Annotated in this window: 22 protein-coding genes; 16 read left to right on the forward strand and 6 right to left on the reverse strand. The window is 72.0% G+C overall.

The window, feature by feature from the left end:
- Positions 1-142: 142 nt before the first annotated feature.
- From AB6A69_RS01970 to AB6A69_RS01980, 3 genes are read right to left on the reverse strand one after another with little or no spacing between them, the layout of a single operon-like run.
- Positions 143-910 carry an ABC transporter permease gene (locus AB6A69_RS01970; RefSeq protein ID WP_371036404.1) on the reverse strand — a complete coding sequence of 256 codons (768 nt, stop codon included), beginning with the start codon at positions 908-910 and terminating at the stop codon, positions 143-145.
- Complete coding sequence (locus AB6A69_RS01975; protein ID WP_371056493.1) at positions 907-1,710, reverse strand: ABC transporter ATP-binding protein; 804 nt, start codon at positions 1,708-1,710, stop codon at positions 907-909. Before AB6A69_RS01975 ends, AB6A69_RS01970 begins: the two co-directional genes overlap by 4 nt.
- Before the next feature lie 60 nt (positions 1,711-1,770).
- A complete protein-coding gene (locus AB6A69_RS01980; protein ID WP_371059440.1) occupies positions 1,771-2,775 on the reverse strand; it encodes an ABC transporter substrate-binding protein in 1,005 nt (334 codons plus the stop codon).
- Between the two features lie 408 nt (positions 2,776-3,183).
- Between AB6A69_RS01980 and AB6A69_RS01985 the strand changes: the two genes are divergently transcribed.
- The 8 genes from AB6A69_RS01985 to ureG are packed head-to-tail and all read left to right on the forward strand — an operon-like array spanning position 3,184 to position 8,245.
- Positions 3,184-4,008: an urease accessory protein UreD gene (locus tag AB6A69_RS01985; RefSeq protein ID WP_371059441.1), complete on the forward strand. Its 825-nt coding sequence runs from the start codon at positions 3,184-3,186 to the stop codon at positions 4,006-4,008.
- Positions 4,009-4,010: 2 nt separating this feature from the next.
- Complete coding sequence (locus AB6A69_RS01990; protein WP_371059443.1) at positions 4,011-4,313, forward strand: urease subunit gamma; 303 nt, start codon at positions 4,011-4,013, stop codon at positions 4,311-4,313.
- A 16-nt stretch (positions 4,314-4,329) separates the two neighbouring features.
- Positions 4,330-4,497 carry a hypothetical protein gene (locus AB6A69_RS01995; RefSeq protein WP_371036399.1) on the forward strand — a complete coding sequence of 56 codons (168 nt, stop codon included), beginning with the start codon at positions 4,330-4,332 and terminating at the stop codon, positions 4,495-4,497.
- Entirely contained in the window at positions 4,494-4,799 is a 306-nt protein-coding gene (locus tag AB6A69_RS02000; RefSeq protein ID WP_371056497.1) for an urease subunit beta, read from the forward strand. The genes AB6A69_RS01995 and AB6A69_RS02000 overlap by 4 nt, the downstream gene beginning before the upstream one ends.
- Positions 4,799-6,508: an urease subunit alpha gene (gene ureC, locus AB6A69_RS02005; RefSeq protein ID WP_371059445.1), complete on the forward strand. Its 1,710-nt coding sequence runs from the start codon at positions 4,799-4,801 to the stop codon at positions 6,506-6,508. The genes AB6A69_RS02000 and ureC overlap by 1 nt, the downstream gene beginning before the upstream one ends.
- Before the next feature lie 9 nt (positions 6,509-6,517).
- Positions 6,518-6,967, forward strand: a complete 450-nt coding sequence (locus AB6A69_RS02010; RefSeq protein ID WP_371059446.1) for an urease accessory protein UreE — start codon at positions 6,518-6,520, stop codon at positions 6,965-6,967.
- On the forward strand, positions 6,957-7,613 hold the full coding sequence (locus AB6A69_RS02015) for an urease accessory protein UreF (RefSeq protein ID WP_371059447.1): 657 nt from the start codon (positions 6,957-6,959) through the stop codon (positions 7,611-7,613). Before AB6A69_RS02010 ends, AB6A69_RS02015 begins: the two co-directional genes overlap by 11 nt.
- 2 nt (positions 7,614-7,615) lie before the next feature.
- Entirely contained in the window at positions 7,616-8,245 is a 630-nt protein-coding gene (gene ureG / locus AB6A69_RS02020; protein ID WP_371059448.1) for an urease accessory protein UreG, read from the forward strand.
- A 23-nt stretch (positions 8,246-8,268) separates the two neighbouring features.
- On the opposite strand, the gene AB6A69_RS02025 is transcribed toward ureG, so the two are convergent.
- Together AB6A69_RS02025 and uraH are read right to left on the reverse strand one after the other, a co-directional pair.
- Positions 8,269-9,501: a urate hydroxylase PuuD gene (locus tag AB6A69_RS02025; RefSeq protein ID WP_371059449.1), complete on the reverse strand. Its 1,233-nt coding sequence runs from the start codon at positions 9,499-9,501 to the stop codon at positions 8,269-8,271.
- A 122-nt stretch (positions 9,502-9,623) separates the two neighbouring features.
- Positions 9,624-9,980, reverse strand: a complete 357-nt coding sequence (uraH, locus tag AB6A69_RS02030) for a hydroxyisourate hydrolase (RefSeq protein WP_371036392.1) — start codon at positions 9,978-9,980, stop codon at positions 9,624-9,626.
- Positions 9,981-10,053: 73 nt separating this feature from the next.
- On the opposite strand from uraH, the gene puuE reads away from it, so the two are divergent.
- Together puuE and AB6A69_RS02040 are read left to right on the forward strand one after the other, a co-directional pair.
- The gene (puuE, locus tag AB6A69_RS02035; RefSeq protein ID WP_371059450.1) at positions 10,054-11,463 is read left to right on the forward strand and encodes an allantoinase PuuE; all 1,410 of its coding nucleotides are present in this window, start codon (positions 10,054-10,056) and stop codon (positions 11,461-11,463) included.
- Positions 11,460-11,948 (forward strand): ureidoglycolate lyase, encoded by a 489-nt coding sequence (locus AB6A69_RS02040; protein ID WP_371059451.1) that lies wholly within the window; start codon positions 11,460-11,462, stop codon positions 11,946-11,948. Before puuE ends, AB6A69_RS02040 begins: the two co-directional genes overlap by 4 nt.
- Here the strand turns inward: AB6A69_RS02040 and AB6A69_RS02045 are convergent.
- The gene (locus AB6A69_RS02045) at positions 11,935-12,762 is read right to left on the reverse strand and encodes a bifunctional allantoicase/(S)-ureidoglycine aminohydrolase (RefSeq protein ID WP_371059453.1); all 828 of its coding nucleotides are present in this window, start codon (positions 12,760-12,762) and stop codon (positions 11,935-11,937) included. The two genes, AB6A69_RS02040 and AB6A69_RS02045, sit on opposite strands and share 14 nt — an antisense overlap.
- A 155-nt stretch (positions 12,763-12,917) precedes the next feature.
- On the opposite strand from AB6A69_RS02045, the gene AB6A69_RS02050 reads away from it, so the two are divergent.
- The 6 genes from AB6A69_RS02050 (at position 12,918) to AB6A69_RS02075 (ending at position 20,508) form a co-directional block, all read left to right on the forward strand.
- Entirely contained in the window at positions 12,918-15,383 is a 2,466-nt protein-coding gene (locus AB6A69_RS02050; RefSeq protein ID WP_371059454.1) for a Lon protease family protein, read from the forward strand.
- Positions 15,380-16,039 carry a hypothetical protein gene (locus tag AB6A69_RS02055; protein WP_371056504.1) on the forward strand — a complete coding sequence of 220 codons (660 nt, stop codon included), beginning with the start codon at positions 15,380-15,382 and terminating at the stop codon, positions 16,037-16,039. Before AB6A69_RS02050 ends, AB6A69_RS02055 begins: the two co-directional genes overlap by 4 nt.
- A gap of 159 nt (positions 16,040-16,198) precedes the next feature.
- A complete protein-coding gene (locus AB6A69_RS02060; RefSeq protein WP_371036386.1) occupies positions 16,199-17,557 on the forward strand; it encodes a serine/threonine-protein kinase in 1,359 nt (452 codons plus the stop codon).
- A complete protein-coding gene (locus AB6A69_RS02065; RefSeq protein ID WP_371059455.1) occupies positions 17,554-18,396 on the forward strand; it encodes an FHA domain-containing protein in 843 nt (280 codons plus the stop codon). Before AB6A69_RS02060 ends, AB6A69_RS02065 begins: the two co-directional genes overlap by 4 nt.
- Positions 18,380-19,306 carry a PP2C family serine/threonine-protein phosphatase gene (locus AB6A69_RS02070; RefSeq protein ID WP_371059456.1) on the forward strand — a complete coding sequence of 309 codons (927 nt, stop codon included), beginning with the start codon at positions 18,380-18,382 and terminating at the stop codon, positions 19,304-19,306. Before AB6A69_RS02065 ends, AB6A69_RS02070 begins: the two co-directional genes overlap by 17 nt.
- Positions 19,303-20,508: a hypothetical protein gene (locus AB6A69_RS02075; RefSeq protein ID WP_371059458.1), complete on the forward strand. Its 1,206-nt coding sequence runs from the start codon at positions 19,303-19,305 to the stop codon at positions 20,506-20,508. Before AB6A69_RS02070 ends, AB6A69_RS02075 begins: the two co-directional genes overlap by 4 nt.
- The last annotated feature ends 9 nt before the right edge of the window (positions 20,509-20,517 follow it).

Below are 20,517 nucleotides of genomic sequence, written 5' to 3' on the forward strand. Positions count from 1 at the left end.
GGGCGCCCCCTTCGATGCGGCGTAGAAGGGGCCGGCTGTTCCGTGCGCCGTGTGGCATGGTGCCGCGTGCGCGCTGCCTTTTCAAGGGCGTCGGGCAAGCCGGGCGCGCGGGCGCCGCGGACCGGCGCGGCGGGACGGGGTGTCAGGTCGGCGCGCGCTCGGCCCAGCCCGCGAAGATCCGCTCGAGCGCCACGACGACGTAGTAGAGAAGGATCCCCAGAACCGCGAGGGCGATGAGCACCGCGAACATCAGCGGGTAGTCGGAATTCGTCTTGCCGGAATCGAACAGCGCGCCCAGGCCGCGTCCATGGGGCGAGACGATCTCCATCAGGTTGGTGCCGATGAAGGCGAGCGTCACCGAGACCTTCAGCGCGCCGAAGAACTCCGGCAGGGTCTTCGGCAGGGCGATCTTCCAGAAGATCTTCGACTGCGAGGCGCCGAGCGAGCGCAGGATGTCGCGGTATTCGGGCTCGAGCGTGGACAGGCCGATGGAGACCGAGACCGCGATCGGGAAGAAGGAGATCATGAAGGCGATGAGCACGGTGTTGAAGTCGTGTGCGCCCACGAAGATGAGCGCGACGATGGGCACCACGGTGGCCTTCGGGATCGCGTTGAACCCCACCAGCAGCGGGTAGAGCGCGTCGCGCATCATGCGCGAGAAGCCCATCACCATGCCGAGCGCCACGCCCACCACCACCGCGAGCAGGAGCCCCAGCACCGTGCGCCAGAGCGTCTGCCAGCCCATGATCACGAAGAGGTCCCAGTACTTCGCGTAGGCGGGCACGAGGTCGGAGGGCGAGGCCATCTTGTAGTCGGGCCAGCCATTGGCCCAGACGGCCGCTTCCCAGAGAACGAGAAACACCAGGATGGCGACGAGCGGCGCCGCGGCCCGGCGCAGGCCCCGGGTCATTGCGCGGCCTCGGGCGTGTCGGTGCCGGCGCGGCCCTGGGCGATCTCGATCTGGTGGCGCAGCTCTGCAAGCATGTCCGCCGCCTCTGCCGTGTAGAGGTGATCGAGGTCGCGCGGGCCGGCCTGCGGCAGGTCGAGCACGTATTGCGTGCGTGCCGGGCGGCCCGAGAGCACCACCACCCGGTCCGCGAGGAAGATCGATTCGCGCAGGTCGTGGGTGATGAGCACGCCGGTGAAGGGTTCCTTTTCCTTGAGCGCGTGCATGGTCTGCCAGAGATCCTCGCGGGTGAAGGCGTCGAGCGCGCCGAAGGGTTCGTCGAGGATCAGCACCTCGGGCTGGTGGATGAGCGCGCGGCAGAGCGAGGCGCGCTGGCGCATGCCGCCCGAAAGCTCGGAGGGGCGCTTGTCCTCGAAACCCTCGAGCCCCACGAGTGACAGGAGACGGCGCGCCCGCGCCTCCTGCTCGGCGCGCGAGAGCGGCGTCTTCACGATCTCGAGGGGCAGCAGCACGTTCTTCAGGATCGTGCGCCATTCCAGCAGCACCGGGTTCTGGAACGCCATGCCCACGTTGGAGCGCGGCCCGGTGATGGGCGTGCCGTGCACGCGAACCTCGCCCGCGTCGGGGATCATCAGCCCCGCGATCAGCCGCGTGAGCGTGGACTTGCCGCAGCCCGACGGGCCCACCACGGCGACGAAGCCGCCCTCGTTCACCGTGATGTCGAGCCCGTCGAGGACCGGCAGCGGCCCGTCCTCGGTGCGGTAGGCATGGCGCACGCCGCGGATGTCTATCAGGTTTTCCAATGGCCTGCTCGTGGTCTCGTGTGTGGCGCGCGGGCCTCTTGCGGCCCGCGCACGGTCGCGTCAGTCGAGCGGGAAGCCGCCCTCGGGCAGGTAGGCGTCGGTGAAGTAGAGCGACGCGTCGGGCGCGTTCTGGAACTCGTAGGTCAGCGCGATCTGCTCCAGCGCCGTGGCCATGCGGTCGGGATCCACGGTGCCCATGCCGTTCGCTGCGGTATAGTCGGTGACCACGTTGGCGTCGATGGCGAGTGCGAGGCGGCGTTCCTCGAGCGCGGCGTCCGCGGCGGGATTGCGCGCCACGAGGCTCTCGATCGCCGCGGCCGGCTCCGCGATGGCGTCCTTCCAGCCCATGGCGACCGCTTCGAGGAAGCCTTCGACCGCCGCCGGGTTCGCGGCGGCGAACTCGGTGTTGACGATGACCGCGTTGCCGTAAAGCGCGACGCCGTGATCGGCCATCAGGATGGTCGAGATGTCGTCTTCGGGCACGCCGAGGCGCACGAGGTTCAGGAAGGACGAGAAGGAAAAGCCCGTCACCGCGTCCACCTCTCCCTCGGCGAGCATGGGCTCGCGGGTGGGAAAGCCCACCGGCTCCACGGTGATCGCGTCCATGTCGAGATCGTTCTCGGCGGCGAAGATCGGGAACTGCGCCCAGGCGCCGTCCGGCGGCGGCGCGCCCAGGACGCGCCCCTCGAGATCCTTGGGCGCCTCGACGCCCTGGCTCCTGCGGCCGACCACCGCGAAGGGCGGCTTGTCGTAGACCATCATCACGGCGGTCACCGGCGCGCCCGGGTTCTGGTCGAGGAACTTGATGAGGCTGTTGATGTCGGCGAAGCCCACCGGAAAGGCGCCGGTCGCGACCTTCGGGATGGCGTCGAGCGAGCCCTGGCCGGCGGTGATCTCGACCTCGAGCCCCGCGTCGGCGAAATACCCCTTGTCGATGGCGACGAAGTAGGGCGCGGCGGGGCCTTCGAACTTCCAGTCGAGCGCGAAGGGCATGGCGGTCTGCGCCGTGGCGGCGCCTGCGAAAGCCGCGAAGGCGGCGGCGGCGAGGATCGGGCGATGGAACACGTCTGGTCTCCCTGTTGTCGTTGGCGGACGTTCGTGGGTGCACCCGTCCGTCTGTGTCGTCCCGCCGGTCTTGGCCATGCCCCGCGCTGGCGCGCAGGCGTCAGAGCCGCCGGCTGGCCGGGCAACGATACAGATTTGGGCGATTCGCTTAATCCCGGGGCAGAAATTTCCTGCGCCTGCGTGTCCGGCTGTGCAAGGACCGCGTCCCGCCGCCCCCGGCCGGTATCGCCCGGGACGCGTTCGCGGGGTGGCGTGAAAATGAGCAACGCGGCTCAAACCGCTCATGAAGCAGGCGGCAAGGCGTGCCGCAGCCGGTGCGAGCGGCGCACGGCGCTGCCGGCCGGGTGTCATGGCTGTTGAAAAAGGGGCGACGCGATCGCGACCCCGGGAAGCCCAAGGCGATGACCCATGCCCTTCGACAAGCGTGAAACCCTGCCCGTCCAGCCGCGGGCGCAGGGCGCGCTGCGGGTGTCGGCGAAGGCGGGCCCGGGGGGCGGTCGGCTCGAGGCGCTGCGCGCGCAAGGCTCGCTGCGCGCGCTCTTTCCGCGGGGCGCGCGGGGCGTGGAGGTCTGCCTCGTGAACACGGCGGGCGGGCTGACCGGCGGCGATCGCGTCGCGGTGGAGGCCACGGCCGGCGCGGGCGCGACGATCACGCTGTCGACCCAGGCGGCGGAGCGGGCCTACCGCGCCGAGCCGGGCAGCGAGGCGCGGCTCGACGTGCGCCTCGCGGCGGGGCCGGGCGCGCGGCTCTCCTGGCTGCCGCAGGAGACGATCCTTTACGACGGCGCGGCGCTGGCGCGGCGGCTGCACGTCGATCTTGCCGGCGACGCGCGGCTCCTCCTGGTGGAGCCGCTGGTCTTCGGGCGCGCGGCCATGGGGGAGCGTCTTCGGGAGCTGCGCTTTCGCGACCGGATCGAGATCCGGCGCGACGGGCGGCTCGCCTGGCTCGACGCGGTGCGCCTCGAGGGCTGCGCGGCGGAGCTGCTTGCGCGTCCGGGCGTGGCGGCGGGCGCGGGCGCGATGGCGGCCCTGGTCTACGCGGGGCCCGACGCGGCGGCGCAGCTCGGTCCGCTGCGCGCGGCGTTCGGGGCCTCGGGCGGGGCGAGCCTGGTCGAGGACGGCCTTCTGGCCGCGCGGGTTCTCGCGCCCGAGTCTCACGCGTTGCGCCGCGCGCTCCTGCCCGCGCTCGACCGGCTGACCGGCGACAGTCTTCCCAAGGCCTGGAGGCTCTGACGATGCTCCTCACCCCCCGCGAACGGGACAAGTTGATGGTGGCCATGGCGGCCGAGGTGGCGCGGCGGCGCCTTGCCCGCGGCGTGAAGCTCAACCACCCCGAGGCCGTGGCGCTCATCACCGACGCGGTGGTGGAGGGCGCCCGCGAGGGGCGCTCGGTGGCCGACATGATGGAGGCGGGCGCGCAGGTCGTCACCCGCCAGATGTGCATGGAGGGCGTGCCCGAGATGATCCCCGACGTGCAGGTCGAGGCCACCTTTCCCGACGGCACCAAGCTCGTCACCGTCCACAATCCGATCCGCTGAAAGAAGGACTTCGCCCATGAGATACCTCACGGCCGTTCCGCTCCTCCTTCTCGCCGCCGCGCCGGCGGCCGCCCATCCGGGGCCCCACCTGCACCCGCATGACGGGGCGGGCTGGCTCTGGGTCGTGGCGCTTCTCGCGCTCGCTGCCGCGGCGCTCCTCGCCTGGGCGGGGTGGCGGCGATGATCCCCGGGGAGGTCTTCCCCGCCGAGGGCATGCTGACGCTCAACGAAGGCCGCGAGGCGGTCACGTTGATGGTGGCCAACACCGGGGACCGCCCGGTGCAGGTGGGCAGCCACTACCATTTCGCGGAAGCCAACCCCGCGCTCGAGTTCGACCGTGCGGCGGCGCGGGGCCTGCGCCTCGACATTCCCGCGGGCTCGGCCGTGCGCTTCGAGCCCGGGCAGCGCCGCGAGGTCGCGCTGGTGCCGGTGGCGGGCGCGCTGCGCATCTTCGGGTTCAACGGCCAGGTCATGGGGGCGCTCTGATGCCCGCACGGATTTCCCGCGCCGAGTATGCCGCGATGTTCGGCCCCACGACGGGCGACCGCCTGCGCCTTGCCGACACCGATCTTGTCGTCGAAGTTGAGAAAGACCTTACAACCTACGGGGAAGAGGTGAAATTCGGCGGTGGCAAGGTGATCCGCGACGGCATGGGCCAGAGCCAGGCGACCCGCGCCGACGGCGCGGTCGACACGGTGATCACCAACGCGCTGATCGTCGACCATACCGGCATCACCAAGGCCGATGTGGGGCTGAAGGACGGGCGGATCGCGAAGATCGGCAAGGCCGGCAATCCCGACATCCAGCCGGGCGTCGACATCGTCGTAGGGCCGGGGACGGAGGTCATCGCAGGCGAGGGCAAGATCCTGACCGCCGGCGGCTTCGACAGCCATATCCACTTCATCTGTCCGCAGCAGGTGGAGGACGCGCTGCATTCCGGCATCACCACGATGCTGGGCGGCGGCACGGGGCCGGCGACGGGCACCATGGCCACCACCTGCACGCCGGGGTCCTGGCACATCGGGCGGATGCTGCAGGCGGCCGACGCCTTCGCGATGAACCTGGCCTTCGCCGGCAAGGGCAACGCCTCGCTGCCGCAGGCGCTGGTGGAGCAGGTGGAGGCGGGCGCCTCTGCGCTCAAGCTGCACGAGGACTGGGGCACGACGCCGGCGGCGATCGACTGCTGCCTCTCGGTCGCGGACGACCACGACATCCAGGTGATGATCCACACCGACACGCTCAACGAGAGCGGGTTCGTCGAACACACGCTCGCCGCGATGAAGGGGCGCACGATCCACGCCTACCACACCGAGGGCGCGGGCGGGGGCCACGCGCCCGACATCATCCGCATCTGCGGCGAGGCGCATATCCTGCCCTCGTCCACGAACCCGACGCGGCCCTTCACGGTCAACACCATCGAAGAGCATCTCGACATGCTGATGGTCTGCCACCACCTCGACAAGTCGATCCCCGAGGACGTGGCCTTCGCCGAGAGCCGGATCCGGCGCGAGACCATCGCGGCCGAGGATATCCTCCACGACATGGGCGCGTTTTCGGTGATGGGCTCGGACAGCCAGGCGATGGGCCGGGTGGGCGAAGTGATCCTGCGGACCTGGCAGACCGCCGACAAGATGAAGAAACAGCGCGGGCGGCTTGGCGACGAGACCGGCGAGAACGACAATTTCCGCGTCCGGCGCTACATCGCCAAATACACCATCAACCCCGCAATCGCGCACGGCCTCGCCCACGAGATCGGCAGCGTGGAGGCGGGCAAGCGCGCCGACCTCGTGCTCTGGTCGCCCGCCTTCTTCGGGGTGAAGCCCGATCTGGTGCTGATCGGCGGCACCATCGCGATGGCCCAGATGGGCGATCCGAACGCCTCCATCCCCACGCCGCAGCCGGTCTATTCGCGGCCCATGTGGGGCGCCTATGGCCGCTCGGTGGAGCGCTCGGCCGTCACCTTCGTGAGCCAGGCGGCGCAGGCGGCCGGCATCCGTGACACGCTGGGGCTGGCCAAGGAGACCGTCGCGGTCCACGGCATCCGCGCCGTGACGAAGCGCGACCTGATCCTCAACGACGCGCTGCCGAAGATGGAGGTGGACCCGGAAACCTACGAGGTGCGCGCCGACGGGGAGCTTCTGACCTGCGCGCCGGCCGAGGTGCTGCCCATGGCGCAACGCTATTTCCTGTTCTGAGGCAACGACATGACCGAGCTTCCCATCGCGCAGACGCTCCATCGCAAGGGCGAATGGCACGGGCCCGCGGAGTGGGTACGGCTCGACTACGAGTCGCGCTTCCTGCGCCGAAAGCGGCTGGAGACGGGGGGCGGGGTGCCGTTTCTCGTCGATCTGCCGCACACCGTCTCGCTGGAGCATGGCGACGCGCTGGAGCTTTCCGACGGGCGGCTCGTCGAGGTCGTGGCCGCGCCCGAGCCGCTTTACGAGGTCACGGGCGACCTGCCGCGGCTGGCCTGGCATATCGGGAACCGTCACACGCCCTGCCAGGTGGCGCCTGGGCGGCTCTTCATCCGGCGCGATCACGTGCTCCGCGACATGCTGGACCGCCTCGGCGCCCATCTCTCGGAGACGGAGGCGCCCTTCACCCCCGAGGGCGGCGCCTACGGCCACGGCAGGACCCACGCCCATGCTCACTGAGCCCGGGGCGGATGCGCTCCTTACCCTCGCGCAGTGGCTCTCGCCGGCCTATCCCACGGGCGGCTTCGCCTGGTCCCACGGGCTCGAGACCGAGATCGCCGAAGGGCGCGTGCGCGAACGGGAGAGCTTCGCGGCCTGGCTCGCCGACTTGCTGGAGCACGGGGCGGGGCGCGCTGACGCGGTGTTCCTGATGGAAGGCTGGCGCGCGGAGACCGCCGAGGCGGCGCGGGAGGCCGACGCCACGGCCCGCGCCTTCGCGCCCTCGGCCGAGCGGCGCGCCGAGACCGTGGAGCAGGGCGCGGCCTTCGCCCGCACCACCGCCGCCGTCTGGGGGCTCGACCTCGCGCCGATGGCCCAGCCCGTGGCGGTGGGGCGCGCCGCGCGCCTCATGGGCCTGCCCGGGGAAGAGACGCTGCGGCTCTACCTCCACGCCTTCGCCACCGCGCTCGCCGGTGCGGCGCAGCGCCTCGTGCCCCTCGGCCAGACCGAGGCGCAACAGGCGCTCGCCGGGGCCGCGCCGCTTTGCGCGCGGCTCGCGCGGGAGGCGGGCGCGCTCGGGCCCGACGATCTGTCCTCCATCGCATGGGCGGCCGACATCGCCTCCATGCGCCACGAAACTCTCGAGACGAGGCTTTTCCGCTCATGACCATGAACGGCCCCCTTCGCGTCGGAATCGGCGGCCCCGTGGGCGCGGGCAAGACGACGCTCACCGCCGCGCTGGCCCGCGCCCTCGCGCCCGATCACTCCATCGGCGTCATCACCAACGACATCTACACGCGGGAGGACGCCGAGGCGCTTCTGCGGATGCAGGTGCTGCCCGGGGACCGGGTGATCGGGGTGGAGACGGGCGGCTGCCCGCACACCGCGATCCGCGAGGACGCCTCGATCAACCTTGCCGCCGTGGCCGAGCTCTCCGCCCGTCATCCGGGCCTCGAGATCGTGCTGATCGAGTCGGGCGGCGACAACCTCGCGGCCAATTTCAGCCCCGAGCTCGCGGATCTGACGATCTACATGATCGACGTCGCCATGGGGCAGGACATCCCGCGCAAGAAGGGGCCGGCGCTGATGCGCTCGGATCTGCTGGTCATCAACAAGACGGACCTCGCGCCCCATGTGGGCGTCGATCTCGAAGAGATGCGCCGGGACGCCGCCGAGAACCGGCAGGGCCGGCCCACCGTCTTCGCCGCGCTGCGCGAGGGCGAGGGTGTGGTGGAGGCGGTGGCGCATCTGCGGGAACTGGGCGGGCTCGCGCCGCGCCCGCTGCGCGCGGCGCGCTAGGGCCGGGCGCGCTGCGGGCCGCGTCAGCCGCCCGCGCCGGCGCGGTACCAGTCGGCGAGGGCCTGCCGCTCCTCCCCGGTCATGTAGGTGAGGTTGCCGGGCGGCATCGCGTGGCTCGCCCCGGCCTGAAGGAAGATCGCGCGGGCCTGGCGCGCGACGTCCGCCTCGGTCTCGAGCGCGACGCCCCTGGGCGCCCAGTGCAGCCCCTGCCAGAGCGGCTCGCGCGCGTGGCACATGGAGCAGCGGGCGAGCACGATGCCGTGGGCCGTCTCGAACCCCTCGGCGGCGGCGAAGCGCGCCGCCGCCCCGGTTTCCGGCAGCGCCGTCTCGGCGGGCGCGGGGCCGCGGCCGGGCAGGGCGGAGAGCCACATGATCGCGAGGAAAAGGATCGCCGTGGCCGCCCATGTCCAGTTCGGGCGGCCCTTCCGGGCGTGCAGGGTGTTGAAGTAGTGCCGGATCGTCACCCCCATCAGGAAGACGAGCGCCCCGATCGCCCAGGCATGGGGCGTGCCGAAGGCCAGCGGGTAGTGGTTCGAGAGCATCAGGAAGATGACCGGCAGGGTGAGGTAGTTGTTGTGGGTGGAGCGGAGCTTGGCGATCCGCCCGTATTCGGGATCCGGCACGCGCCCGGCCTTGAGGTCGCCCACGACGACGCGCTGGTTCGGCATGATCACGAGGAAGACGTTCGCCGTCATGATCGTCGCGGTGAAGGCGCCGAGATGCAGAAGCGCCGCGCGCCCCGTGAAGACCTGGTTGAGGCCCCACGACATCGCCACGATGACCCCGAAGAGCACCAGCATCAGCACCACGGGCCGGTGGCCGAGGGGCGACCGGCAGAGCCCGTCGTAGATCAGCCAGCCGAGCGCGATGGAGCCCGCCGAGAGCAGCACCGCCTGGAAGACCGAGAGATCCGCCTTCGCGGGATCGATCAGGTAAAGTTCCGCCCCCGCCCAGTAGAGGATCATCAGGAGCGCCGCGCCCGACAGCCAGGTGGCGTAGCTTTCCCACTTGAACCAGGTGAGGTCTTCCGGCAGCCGCTCGGGCGCCACGGCGTATTTCTCGACGTGGTAGAAGCCGCCGCCATGCACCTGCCATTCCTCGCCGGTCACGCCCTCGGGCATGCCGGGCCGTCGCACCAGCCCGAGATCGAGCGCGATGAAATAGAACGAGGTGCCGATCCAGACCATCGCGGTGACGACGTGCAGCCAGCGCGCGGCGAAGGCGATCCAGTCCCAGAAGATGGCGAAATCGAGCATGGCGAAGCCTCCGGTGGGAACCGCCCCGGCATAGCGCCGCCGCGCGCGGGAGGAAAGACCAGCCGCGCCGCCCGCGGGCCGCGGGACCGCGCGTGCCGAAGGATCGGGCCGCGGCGCGGCGCCTAGCTGCCGCGATAGGTGGAGTAGCCGTAGGGCGACAGCAGGAGGGGCACATGGTAATGCGCCGCGCGATCCGCCATGCCGAAGCGGATCGGGACCTCGTCGAGGAAGAGCGGCTCCGCGGCGGCCGCGCCTTGTGCGCGCAGGTAGTCCCCGGCGGCGAAGACCAGCTCGTAAACGCCTGTCTCGAAATCCTTTTCGGGCAGGATAGGCCCGTCCGTCCGGCCGTCGGCGTTGGTGGTGGCGCGGGCCACCTCGCGGCGCGTGCCGTTCTCGATCCGGTAAAGCGCGATCGCAATCCCCGCCGCCGGGCGGCCCGCCGCGGTGTCCAGCACATGGGTCGTGAGATAGCCCGCCATGGCGCGCCCCCTTTTCTTCCGTCTCGCTTTCCGGTCTCATCCCGCGCGCGTCCCGTCAAGCAGGAGGACCGAGGTGCAGCGCTACCCCCGCGACATGACAGGCCACGGCCCCACGCCCCCCGACCCGCGCTGGCCCGGGGCCGCGCGGGTGGCGGTGCAGATCGTGCTCAACTACGAGGAGGGCGGCGAGAACTGCATCCTGCACGGCGACGCGGCCTCCGAGGCCTTCCTGTCGGAGATCTCGGGCGCCGAGCCCTGGCCGGGCGAGCGCCACTGGAACATGGAGTCGATCTACGAATACGGCGCGCGGGCCGGGTTCTGGCGGCTCCACCGGATGCTGGCCGGCCTGCCCGTCACCGTCTTCGGGGTGGCCACGGCGCTCGCCCGCGCGCCCGAGCAGGTGGCGGCTATGAAGGACGCCGGCTGGGAGATCGCGAGCCACGGGCTCAAGTGGATCGAGCACCGCGCGATGCCCGAAGAAGAGGAGCGCGCGCAGATGGCCGAGGCCATCCGCCTGCACGCCGAGGTCGTCGGCGCGCGCCCGCGCGGCTGGTACACCGGGCGCTCCTCGATGAACACCGTTCGCCTTGCCGCCGAGGAGGGCGGCTTCGCCTATGTCGCCGACAGCTACGCCGACGATCTGCCCTACTGGATCCGCACCGGCGGGCGCGATCAGCTCGTCGTGCCCTACACGCTCGACGTGAACGACATGCGCTTCGCGGTGCCGGCCGGGTTCGGCTCGGGCGCGGAGTTCGAGCGCCATGTCAGGGACGCCTTCGACACGCTCTACGCCGAAGGATCGGCCGGGGCGCCAAAGATGCTGTCCATCGGGCTGCATTGCCGCCTCGCCGGGCGGCCGGGCCGCGCCGCCGCGCTCGCCCGCGCGCTCGATCACATGCGCGGCCATGACGGCGTCTGGTTCGCCACAAGGCTCCAGATCGCCGAGCACTGGGCGCGGGAGCACCCGCCCACGGGCCGCGCGCGTCCCTCCGAGATGGACCGCGACGCCTTCGTGGCGGCCTTCGGCGGCATCTTCGAGCACTCGCCCTGGATCGCGGAGCGCGCCTGGGCGCTGGAGCTGGGCCCCACTCACGACACGGCGCGCGGGGTTCACGCGGCGCTGGCGCGCGTCTTCCGCAGCGCCTCGGAGGAGGAGCGGCTGGGCGTGCTGCGCGCGCATCCCGACCTCGCGGGGCGGCTCGCTGCGGCGCGGCGGCTTACCGAGGCGAGCGCGGCGGAGCAGGCCGCGGCCGGGCTCGACGCGCTCACCGACGCGGAGCGGGAAAAATTCACTTCTTTCAACGCGGCTTACACCGGGAAGTTCGGGTTTCCCTTCATCATCGCCGTGCGCGATCACGACAAGGCGGGCATCCTCGCGGCCTTCGAGCGGCGGCTGGCCAACGACCGCGAGGCCGAGGTCGCGGAAGCCTGTCGGCAGGTGGAGCGGATCGCCGAGCTTCGGCTGCGGGAGGCGCTCGGATGACCCGGGAGATCGTGGCGCGCCCGCTTGAGCCTGCGGCCTTCGCACCCTTCGGCGACGTGCTGGAGGCCGCGGGCGCGCCCGACCGGCTCATCAATGCCGGGCGGTGCGGGCGCTTCCACGACCGCGCGCGGCTCGATTTCGGCGACGGGCGGGCGGGGATCAGCCTCTTTCTCGCCGAACCCCGCGCGCTGCCGCTGGAGCTCGACCTCGTGGAGCGCCATCCCGATGGCAGCCAGGCCTTCCTGCCGATGACCGCCGATCCCTTCCTCGTCGTGGTGGCGCCGGACGAGGGCGGGCGCCCGGGCCGGCCGCTGGCGTTCCTGACGCGGCCGGGGCAGGGCGTGAACTACCTGCGCGGCACCTGGCACGGGGTTCTGGCGCCGCTCGCGCCGCCGGGGCTCTTCGCCGTGGTGGACCGGATCGGGCCGGGCGCGAACCTCGAGGAGCATGTCTTCGCCACGCCCTGGCGGATCACGGCGGGCTGAGCGGCGGGTGGCGGTTCACGTCCTTGTAGAGGACGTAGCGGAAGGGCCCCGGTCCCCCGGCATAGCAGGCCTGCGGGCAGAAGGCGCGGAGCCACATGAAATCGCCCGCCTCCACCTCCACCCAGTCGCGGTTGAGCCGGTAGACGCCCTTGCCCTCCAGCACGTAGAGCCCGTGCTCCATCACATGGGTCTCGAGGAAGGGAATCGCCGCGCCGGGCTCGAGCGTCACGATCGTCACGTGCATGTCGTGGCGCAGATCGTCCGGGTCCATGAAGCGGGTCGTGGCCCAGCCCCCCTCGGTGCCGGGCATCGGGTCGGGCGCGATCTCGGCCTCGCTGGTGACGAAGGGGGCGGGAAGACCCAGCCCCTCGACGGCCTGGTGGCGCTTGCGGATCCATTGCAGGCGGGCCGGTTCGCCGCCCTCGTTGCGCAGCCGCCACTGCGTGCCGGGCGGCAGGAAGGCGAAGCTCCCGGGCGCGAGCCGGTGCGTGGCCCCCGCGAAGGAGAGCGCCGCCGTCCCGCCGGTGACGAAAAGCGCGGCCTCGGCCTCCGGGTCGGGTTCGGGGCGGTCGGAGCCGCCGCCGGGGGCGACCTCCAGCGCGTATTGCGCGAAACTCTCGGCGAAGCCGCTCATCGGGCGGGCCAGCACCCAGGCGCGCGTTTCCCGCCAGAAGGGCAGGCGGCTTGCCACGATGTCGCGCTGCACGCCGGCCGGGATGACGGCGTAGGCCTCGGTGAAGACGGCCCGGCCGGTCAGAAGATCGCCCTGGCCGGGATGCCCGCCCGGCGGGGCGGCGTATCGCCTGTCGGTCATGCGCTTACGGTCCTTCGGCTTCTGGCCTCTCGCGCCTTTGTCGGACGAAACGGCGCGGCTGTCACGTCCCTCGCGCGCCAGGGGCGTTGACGCAAGTCAAGGCCCCGCCCGCGCCGTGATGTTCAGGTAGGCGCAGCGACGGCGGGGAGGCGGCGATGGCAGCGACAGCAAGCGGACCCGAAGGGCTGCCCGCGGAGCGGTTGCAGACGCGCTGCGACCCGTCCGCGTTCCCCTTCGCCAGCACGGCCGAGCTCGACGGGCCGGCCGACCTGATCGGGCAGGAGCGCGCGCTCGACGCGATTCGCCTTGCCGGCGCGATCCCGCATCGCGACTTCAACGTCTTCGCCCTCGGGCCCGAGGGCACGGGGCGCCACAGCGCGCTCATGCGGATCCTGGGCGACGCCGCCGCCGATCGGCCGCGCCCGAAGGACTGGGTCTACGTCAACAACTTCGAGGCCGAGCACAAGCCGCGCGCCATCGGCCTGCCGCCCGGCACGGCGCTCCCGTTCCGGGACGCCATGCAGGATCTCGTGGACGATCTGGCCAGCGATCTGCCCGCGCTCTTCGAGTCCGATGACTACCAGAGCCAGCGCCGCGCCATCGAGCAGGAGTTCAGCGAGGAAGAGGAGTCCTCGCTCGAGGAGTTCGCCGAGCGCGCCCGCGCCGAGGACATCGCGCTCCTGCGCACGCCGATGGGTTTCATGCTGAGCGCGCTGCGCGACGGCGAGCTCGTCAAACCCGACGACTACCGCGAACTCGACGAGGAGGAGCGCGCCGAGATCGACGCCAAGATCGCGCGCCTCCAGGAGGAGCTGGCGGTCGTGCTGCGCGAGGCGCCGCGCCGCGCCAAGCGCCACCGCGAACGGGTGGAGGCGCTGAACGCGGCGATGGCCAAGCGCGTCGTGGACGCGCGCGTGGCCGAGGTGGCCGAGGCCTTCGACACCATTCCGGACATCCAGGATTTCGTGGCCGAGCTGCGCGAGGACATCGTGGCCAACGCCGAGCTTTTCCTGCGCCGCGCCGCGCAGTCGAAGGACGCCCCGTTTCCAGACACCGTGGGCAAGGCGCACATGGACCCGCTCTTCGGCCGCTACGCCGTCAACGTCATGGTGGGGCAGGAGGCCGAGACCGAGACCGGCGCGCCGCTCGAGCACGAGGCGCTGCCGACGCTCGACCGCGTGGTCGGGCGGATCGAGCACGCCACGCATATGGGCTCCCTCGTCACGAACTTCACTATGATCAAGCCCGGCGCGCTGCACCGCGCCAACGGCGGCTTTCTCGTGCTCGACGCGCGGCGCATCCTGTCCGAGCCCTACGCCTGGGACGGGCTCAAACGCTGCCTGCGCAACGGCGAGATCACCATCTCCTCGCTCGGCGAGCGGATGAGCCTCGTCTCCACCACCTCGCTCGAGCCCGACCCGATCCCGCTCGACCTTCGGGTGGCGCTGGTGGGCGACCGGATGCTCCATGCGCTGCTGGTGATGCTCGATCCGGATTTCGCACGTCTTTTCAAGCTTCAGGCCGATTTCGACGATGTCGCGGACCGCGACGACGAGACGCTGATGGGCTTCGCGCGACTTTTCGGATCGCAGGCGCGCGCTGCGGGGCTGCGCGCGCTCACCGCGGCGGGCGTCGCGCGTCTCGCCGACGAGGCGGCCCGCCTTGCGGGCGACACGGAAAAGCTCAGCCTGCGGCTCGAGGCGCTGGGCAACCTGATGCAGGAGGCCGACCATTACGCCGGCGCGCGGGGCGGAGAAGAGATCGGCGCCGGGGACATCGCGGCGGCGGTCACGGCGCGCGAGCGCCGCGCCTCGCGCCTCCGCGACCGGATGCAGGAGGCGATCCGCCGCGGCACCGTGCTCATCGACACCGCGGGCGCGGAGGTCGGGCAGATCAACGGGTTGTCGGTCATCGGGCTGGGCGACTACGCCTTCGGCCGGCCCTCGCGGATCACCGCGCGGGTGCGCCTGGGCGCGGGCAAGCTCGTGGACATCGAGCGCGAGGTGGAGCTTGGCGGCCCGCTGCATTCCAAGGGGGTGATGATCCTGTCGGGCTACCTCACCGGAACCTACGCGCGCGATCTGCCCTTCTCGCTTCATGCGAGCCTCGTCTTCGAGCAGAGCTACGGCGGCGTGGACGGCGACAGCGCCTCCTCGGCGGAGCTTTATGCCCTGCTCTCGGCGCTCGCGGACCTGCCCATCGACCAGGGCCTCGCCGTGACGGGCTCGATCAACCAGAAGGGCGAGGTTCAGCCCATCGGTGGGGTGAACGAGAAGATCGAGGGCTTCTTCGAGACCTGCGCCGCGCGCGGCCTGACGGGGCGGCAGGGCGTGCTCATCCCCGAGGCGAACGTGGCCCACCTGATGCTGCGCGACGAGGTGGTGGAGGCGGTGCGCGCGGGCGAGTTCCGCGTGATCCCGGTGTCGCGCGTCGACGAGGGGGTCGGGATCCTGACCGGAACGCCCGCGGGCACGCGCGGCGAGGACGGCGAATTCCCGCCCGAGAGCGTCAACGGGCGCGTGGACGCGGCGCTGCGCCGCTTCGCCGAGGCGCGGCGCGCCTTCGTGCGGGCGCCGTCGCATCCGGGCGCCGGGGGACCGGACGGGGAGGGCGCGCCATGAGCGCCCCCGCGCCGCGGCTTCTCGTCGGGGCGGGCAGCTTCGCGGAGGCGCGGCGCGCCCTGCGCCTGGCCGAACTGCTGCGGGGGCGCGCGCTCGGCCGGGTGGGCGGGCTCCTCTTGGCCGATCCGCTGCCGGGCCGCCTGGCCGAGCTGCCGGGGCAGAGGCTGGTGAGTTTCGGCGGAGAGCTGTCGCCCGCGCCGGGCCGGGCGGCCTTCGCGCGCCTTGCGTCCGGCGACGCGCGCGCCTTCGAGGCGGCGCTGCGCGCCTTCGCCGCGCAGGCCGGCACCGGCTGGAGTTTCGAGCGGCGGGAGGCCGAGCTGGCGGAGGGGCTTCTGGGCGCGGCGGCGGACTGGGATCTCGTGGTGATCGGGCAGGGCGCGGACACAGCGGCCGCCGGGCGCGTGGTGCTCGTGTCGGCACGAGGGAACGCGCCCGGGCCGCTCTACCCGCTGGCGGCCGACCTGGCCGGCCGGATGGGCGCGGATCTCGTCGAATCGGGGCTCGATGCAGCCGGGCGCGCGCGGCTCGGCCGGATGAGCGTCGCCTGCCTCGTGATCGACCGGGCCGACGCGCTGGCGCTGGGCCGCGCGGGGCTGCGCGCCCTTCTTGACGCGGCGCGGGGTCCCGTGCTGCTGGCGGCGCCGCGCGCGGGCTGACGCGGCGCCCCGCGGCGCGCTTCGCCCCGCCTGGAACGGCGACGAAGATTCACCCGAAACACGACACCTTTCAGACACTTTCTCGCGCCTCAATGGCCGCAATCCTCCTTTCTAAGGAGGGTTCGCATCCTGCCTTGCGTCAAGGACGAGGACGAGGACGTGACCGAGCAGACCGAAGACATCGCCGTCGATCCGGCAGAAGAGTTCGGGGACGCGCTGCGCCCCGGGACCGAGCTGTGCGGCGGCCAGTACACCATCGACAGCTACCTGAACTCCGGCGGGTTCGGGATCACCTATCTTGCGCGCGACAGCCTGGGCCGGAAGGTCGTGATCAAGGAGTGCTTTCCCGGCGCAATGTGCTGCCGCAAGAGCGACAACGTGCGGCTGCGCTCGCGCTCCTACCAGTCCGATTTCGACAAGATCATCGAGCTGTTCGAGCGCGAGGCGCGCGCGCTGTCCGCGCTCGAGCATCCGAACATCGTGGGCGTGCACCAGATCTTCAAGGACAACGGCACCGCCTACATGGCGCTCGATTTCATCGAGGGGCGGGACCTTCTCCAGATCATGGAGGAGGAGCGGGACCTGCTGACGCCCCGGACGATAAAGCGGCTGCTGATCCAGCTGCTCGACGCCGTGGCCTACATCCACGAGCGCGGGATCCTGCACCGCGACATCTCGCCCGACAACATCCTGCTCGATCCCGACAACAGTCCGGTGCTGATCGACTTCGGCGCAGCGCGGGAAAGCGCGAGCCGCGCGAGCCGGATCCTGTCCAAGGTGCACACGGTGAAGGACGGCTACTCGCCGCAGGAATACTACCTCGCGGGCAGCTACCAGGGCCGCTCGAGCGATCTCTACGCCCTTGCCGCCACCTTCTACCATCTAATCAACGGCCGTCCGCCGCCGAACAGCCACCTGCGGCTCGCCGCGACGGCCGAGAACCGCCTCGACCCCTATGTCCCCCTCGGCAACGGCACGAAGGGCTACGACGCCTATTTCCTCACCGCGCTCAACCAGTGCCTGAGCGTCTTTCCCAAGGATCGCCTCGACAGCGCCGAGGAGTGGCGCGAGATGGTGGACACCGAGCGCCGCGAGGCCATGCTGCGCGCCCAGGCGCAGAAGGACAAGGACATGGAGCACAAGATCTCCATGCTCGTCACGCAGTCCCTTCAGGCGATCGAAGAGGACGACAGGACCGCGCCATCGGCCGCGGAGGCCGCGGCCCGGGAGGCGGTCGCGGCGCGGGCGCCGGGCGAGCCGCTGACCGTGCCGGTCGGCTCGCGGATGTCCGACTTCCCGTCGCGGATCCGTCCGCGCCGCGATCCCGTCTCCTTCGAGGATCTTTATCCGGAGGCGGAGGCGCGGCCTGCCGCCAGCCGCGGGCCCGCGGCCGCGCCGCCCGCCGCCGCCCCGGCGCCGCGGCTGCTGCCACGGCTGCTTTCGGGCGCGGCCCGGTTCCTGTGGCGGCGGCCCCGAACCCGTCCCGGCAATTACAGAGAGGCGCAGAGACAGAGATGAGGCAGCTCCGAGACGTGATCGTGCGCAAGCGCCCCCGGGCGCGCCAGGAGGACAGTTCCGAAGACGTGCCCTATGTCCGGGATTTCGCCGAGATCGCGGCCGAGCGCCCGCGCCGCGCCGAGGGCGGGGCGACGGCGGAGAACGGCGGCGACACGCCCGGGCGCGACGTCGCCGAGGAGCTCGTCCAGATCGCCGGGGCCCGCACCGCGCCGCCCGCGCCCGAGGCGCCCGCGCAGGACGGCGCCGACGACGCCGAGACCGCCGCGCCGAAGATCTGGGATCTCGAGCCGGAGCCGGACCCCGACCGGGAGGATGCGGCCCCCGAGGCGCCCGCCCCGCCCGTGGCGCCCGGCCGGACCGCGCGCGCCGGACGGGTCAAGACCCGGCTTCTGGGCTTTCACGGCGAGGAGTTGCCGAAGGATGTCTTCGCGCAGCCGCCCGTCGCGCGCGCGCCCTCCGCCGAGTTCCCGGCCGGCTGGCTCGTCGTGGTAGAAGGGCCCGGCCGCGGGGCCTCCTTCTCGGTCGCCGCGGGCGTATCGACCATCGGGCGGGGCGACGGGCAGACCATCCAGCTCGATTTCGGCGATACCAGCATCTCGCGCGATCACCACGCGGCGGTCGCCTACGACGACGAGCAGAACCGCTTCTTCGTCGGTCACGGCGGCAAGTCGAACATCGTGCGGCGCAATGGCAACCCCGTGCTCGCCACCGAGGATCTGGAGGATGGCGACCTGATCCGCGTGGGCAAGACGGTGCTGCGCTTCGTCGCCCTGTGCGGTCCCAGCTTCCGTTGGGAGTTGGGCGAAACGGACGGGCAGGCCGATGCTGCAGGCCGCTGAACTGCTTCTCGATACCGCCTCGGCGCTGTCGCAGGGGCGCCGGGAGCGGCAGGAGGATGCCGTGATCACGGGCTTTCCCCAAGGCGGGGAGATCGGCATCGCCGTGCTGTCGGACGGCATGGGCGGCCATGCCGCGGGCGACCTCGCCAGCCGTCTCATCGTCACGGAGGTCTTCAGCGAACTCATGCTGCACGGCGCCGAGGCCGACCGCTTCCGCGACGCGACACCCGCGATCCTGCGTCACGCGGTGGAGGGCGCGAACGAAAGCGTCCGCGCCCACGGCGACGCACGGAGCGACCGCGACGGGATGGGCGGGACCGTCGTGGCCACGGTGGTGCAGGGCGGCTGCCTGCACTGGGCGTCGGTGGGCGACTCGCCGCTCTACCTCTTTCGCGACGGTGCCCTCTCGCGGCTCAACGAGGACCACTCCCTGGCCGCGCAGATCGACCTGATGGTGAGCGAAGGGCTTATGGACGCCGAGGTGGCGCGCTGCCACCCGCAGCGCAATTGCCTGTCCGCGGTGCTGATGGGAGAGGCGATCGAGCGGATGGACTGCCCGGCGGAGCCGCTTCCGCTTGTGCCGGGCGACGTGGTGGTGATGGCCAGCGACGGTCTGCAATTCCTCGACGACGCCACGATCGCGGGCATTCTCGGGCGTCATTCCGCGCAGTCGAGCGACGCGATCGCCGCGGCGTTACTCGACGGCGTGGCCGCGCTCGACGATCCCGACCAGGACAACGTCGCGCTGGTCGTCATCCGGGTTTCGGACGCGCAGACGCCCTCGCGCCGGGGCATGGCGCCCTTTCTTCCCGGGGCCGATGGCCGCTTCGCGCCCGGCGCGGCGGCGGCCGGCGCCTTCGGCGCCCTGCGCCAGCTTGTCGGCGGCACGCGCCAGCGGAGGTCGACGTGACGGTCGCCCCGCGCATCGACGCGGCCGGCGCGCTGGCCCGGCTGGAGGCGGCACGCGACGCGCGCGCCCTGCCGCCGCGTGCCGCGGATCGCTGCGGGCGCATCATCGAGGCGCTGCGCCGTCCCGTGCGCGTGACGATCCTGGGCGTGCCGGGGGCGGGAAAGCGCCGGCTTCTCGATGCCTTCGCCGGACATGCGATCGCGGCCGGCGACACGGTGCTGCCGACCTGCCAGCTTGCCTTCGGCGAGGCGGCGCGGACCACGGCCACGCTCGCGGACGGCGCGACGCTGACACGCGACGGGCTGCCCGACGCGGCGCTTCTGGGCAAGGGCGCGGTCTTCCTGCGGATCGAGGCGCCGCTGCCCGCGCTGCGCCGCATGTCCTTTCTTCTGGTGGCGGCCGAGGGCACGGCGCACGACATGCGCGCGGCGCTGCGCTGGTGTGCGCCGCGCACCGATCTGGCGCTCTGGTGCACGCGGCGCTTCGGCGATGAGGAGCGGGCGTTCTGGAGCGACGGGCCCGAGGCGCTCAAGCATCACGCGCTTCTGGTGCAGACCGATCCGGACGCGCCCGCCGTCGAAGGCTGTGCCGAGGCCGGCTTCGACGGACGCTACCGCGTCGCGCCGGCGGCTGACGGCACGGCCGGGATGCTGGCGGGCATGGAGGCGCTTTTCGCGCGCCTCGCGCGCGACATCGACCACGCGCTGGCCGAGGATCTCGACGCCGCGATGCTGTTCCTGAACCGCTTCGAGCCGCGGCCCGCCGCCGAGACCGCGGACGCCGACGACGACAGCGCCCCCGCGCCGAATCGTCCCGCCGACGCGGGGTCCCCGCCCGCCGATCCGGGCGCGGCCGTGGCCGAACCGCGCCGCCCGGCCGACGTGACGCGCCTGTCGCGCCCCTTTCTCTACCTCCGCGCCCGCGCCCGCGCGCTTCTCGACCGTCTCGCCGACGCCGAGGCGCAGGGCGGCTGGGCCGGCGACGTGCTGGCCCATTGCACGGAGACCACCGAGCGCCTGGCCGACCTGCTGGAGGCCGACGCGCCCGACGACGTCTCGGGCGCCGCGCTGCACCGCGCGGTGATCGAGGCGAGCGAGCTTGCCGTGCTGCTCCAGCTCGAGGGCGGCGAGGAGCAGGCCCGCGAGGCCGCGACGCTGCTTCTGCAACTGCGCGAGGAGTTCGCGCAGGAACTCGCGGCATGACCCCGCTGC

The organism is Rhodosalinus sp. 5P4, assembly GCF_041365695.1.
In the GTDB taxonomy this organism is placed as follows: Bacteria; Pseudomonadota; Alphaproteobacteria; order Rhodobacterales; family Rhodobacteraceae; genus Rhodosalinus.

Bases quoted from the DNA above. Each gene is read 5' to 3' on its own strand.
- AB6A69_RS02040 (WP_371059451.1), top strand. From the start codon at position 11,460: ATGACCCGGGAGATCGTGGCGCGCCCGCTTGAGCCTGCGGCCTTCGCA.
- AB6A69_RS02010 (WP_371059446.1), top strand. From the start codon at position 6,518: ATGACCGAGCTTCCCATCGCGCAGACGCTCCATCGCAAGGGCGAATGG.
- uraH (WP_371036392.1), bottom strand. From the start codon at position 9,980: ATGGCGGGCTATCTCACGACCCATGTGCTGGACACCGCGGCGGGCCGC.
- ureG (WP_371059448.1), top strand. From the start codon at position 7,616: ATGAACGGCCCCCTTCGCGTCGGAATCGGCGGCCCCGTGGGCGCGGGC.
- AB6A69_RS02025 (WP_371059449.1), bottom strand. From the start codon at position 9,501: ATGCTCGATTTCGCCATCTTCTGGGACTGGATCGCCTTCGCCGCGCGC.
- AB6A69_RS01995 (WP_371036399.1), top strand. From the start codon at position 4,330: ATGAGATACCTCACGGCCGTTCCGCTCCTCCTTCTCGCCGCCGCGCCG.
- AB6A69_RS01985 (WP_371059441.1), top strand. From the start codon at position 3,184: ATGCCCTTCGACAAGCGTGAAACCCTGCCCGTCCAGCCGCGGGCGCAG.
- AB6A69_RS02055 (WP_371056504.1), top strand. From the start codon at position 15,380: ATGAGCGCCCCCGCGCCGCGGCTTCTCGTCGGGGCGGGCAGCTTCGCG.
- AB6A69_RS02015 (WP_371059447.1), top strand. From the start codon at position 6,957: ATGCTCACTGAGCCCGGGGCGGATGCGCTCCTTACCCTCGCGCAGTGG.
- AB6A69_RS02070 (WP_371059456.1), top strand. From the start codon at position 18,380: ATGCTGCAGGCCGCTGAACTGCTTCTCGATACCGCCTCGGCGCTGTCG.
- AB6A69_RS02000 (WP_371056497.1), top strand. From the start codon at position 4,494: ATGATCCCCGGGGAGGTCTTCCCCGCCGAGGGCATGCTGACGCTCAAC.
- ureC (WP_371059445.1), top strand. From the start codon at position 4,799: ATGCCCGCACGGATTTCCCGCGCCGAGTATGCCGCGATGTTCGGCCCC.
- AB6A69_RS01990 (WP_371059443.1), top strand. From the start codon at position 4,011: ATGCTCCTCACCCCCCGCGAACGGGACAAGTTGATGGTGGCCATGGCG.
- AB6A69_RS02045 (WP_371059453.1), bottom strand. From the start codon at position 12,762: ATGACCGACAGGCGATACGCCGCCCCGCCGGGCGGGCATCCCGGCCAG.
- AB6A69_RS02065 (WP_371059455.1), top strand. From the start codon at position 17,554: ATGAGGCAGCTCCGAGACGTGATCGTGCGCAAGCGCCCCCGGGCGCGC.
- AB6A69_RS02050 (WP_371059454.1), top strand. From the start codon at position 12,918: ATGGCAGCGACAGCAAGCGGACCCGAAGGGCTGCCCGCGGAGCGGTTG.
- AB6A69_RS01970 (WP_371036404.1), bottom strand. From the start codon at position 910: ATGACCCGGGGCCTGCGCCGGGCCGCGGCGCCGCTCGTCGCCATCCTG.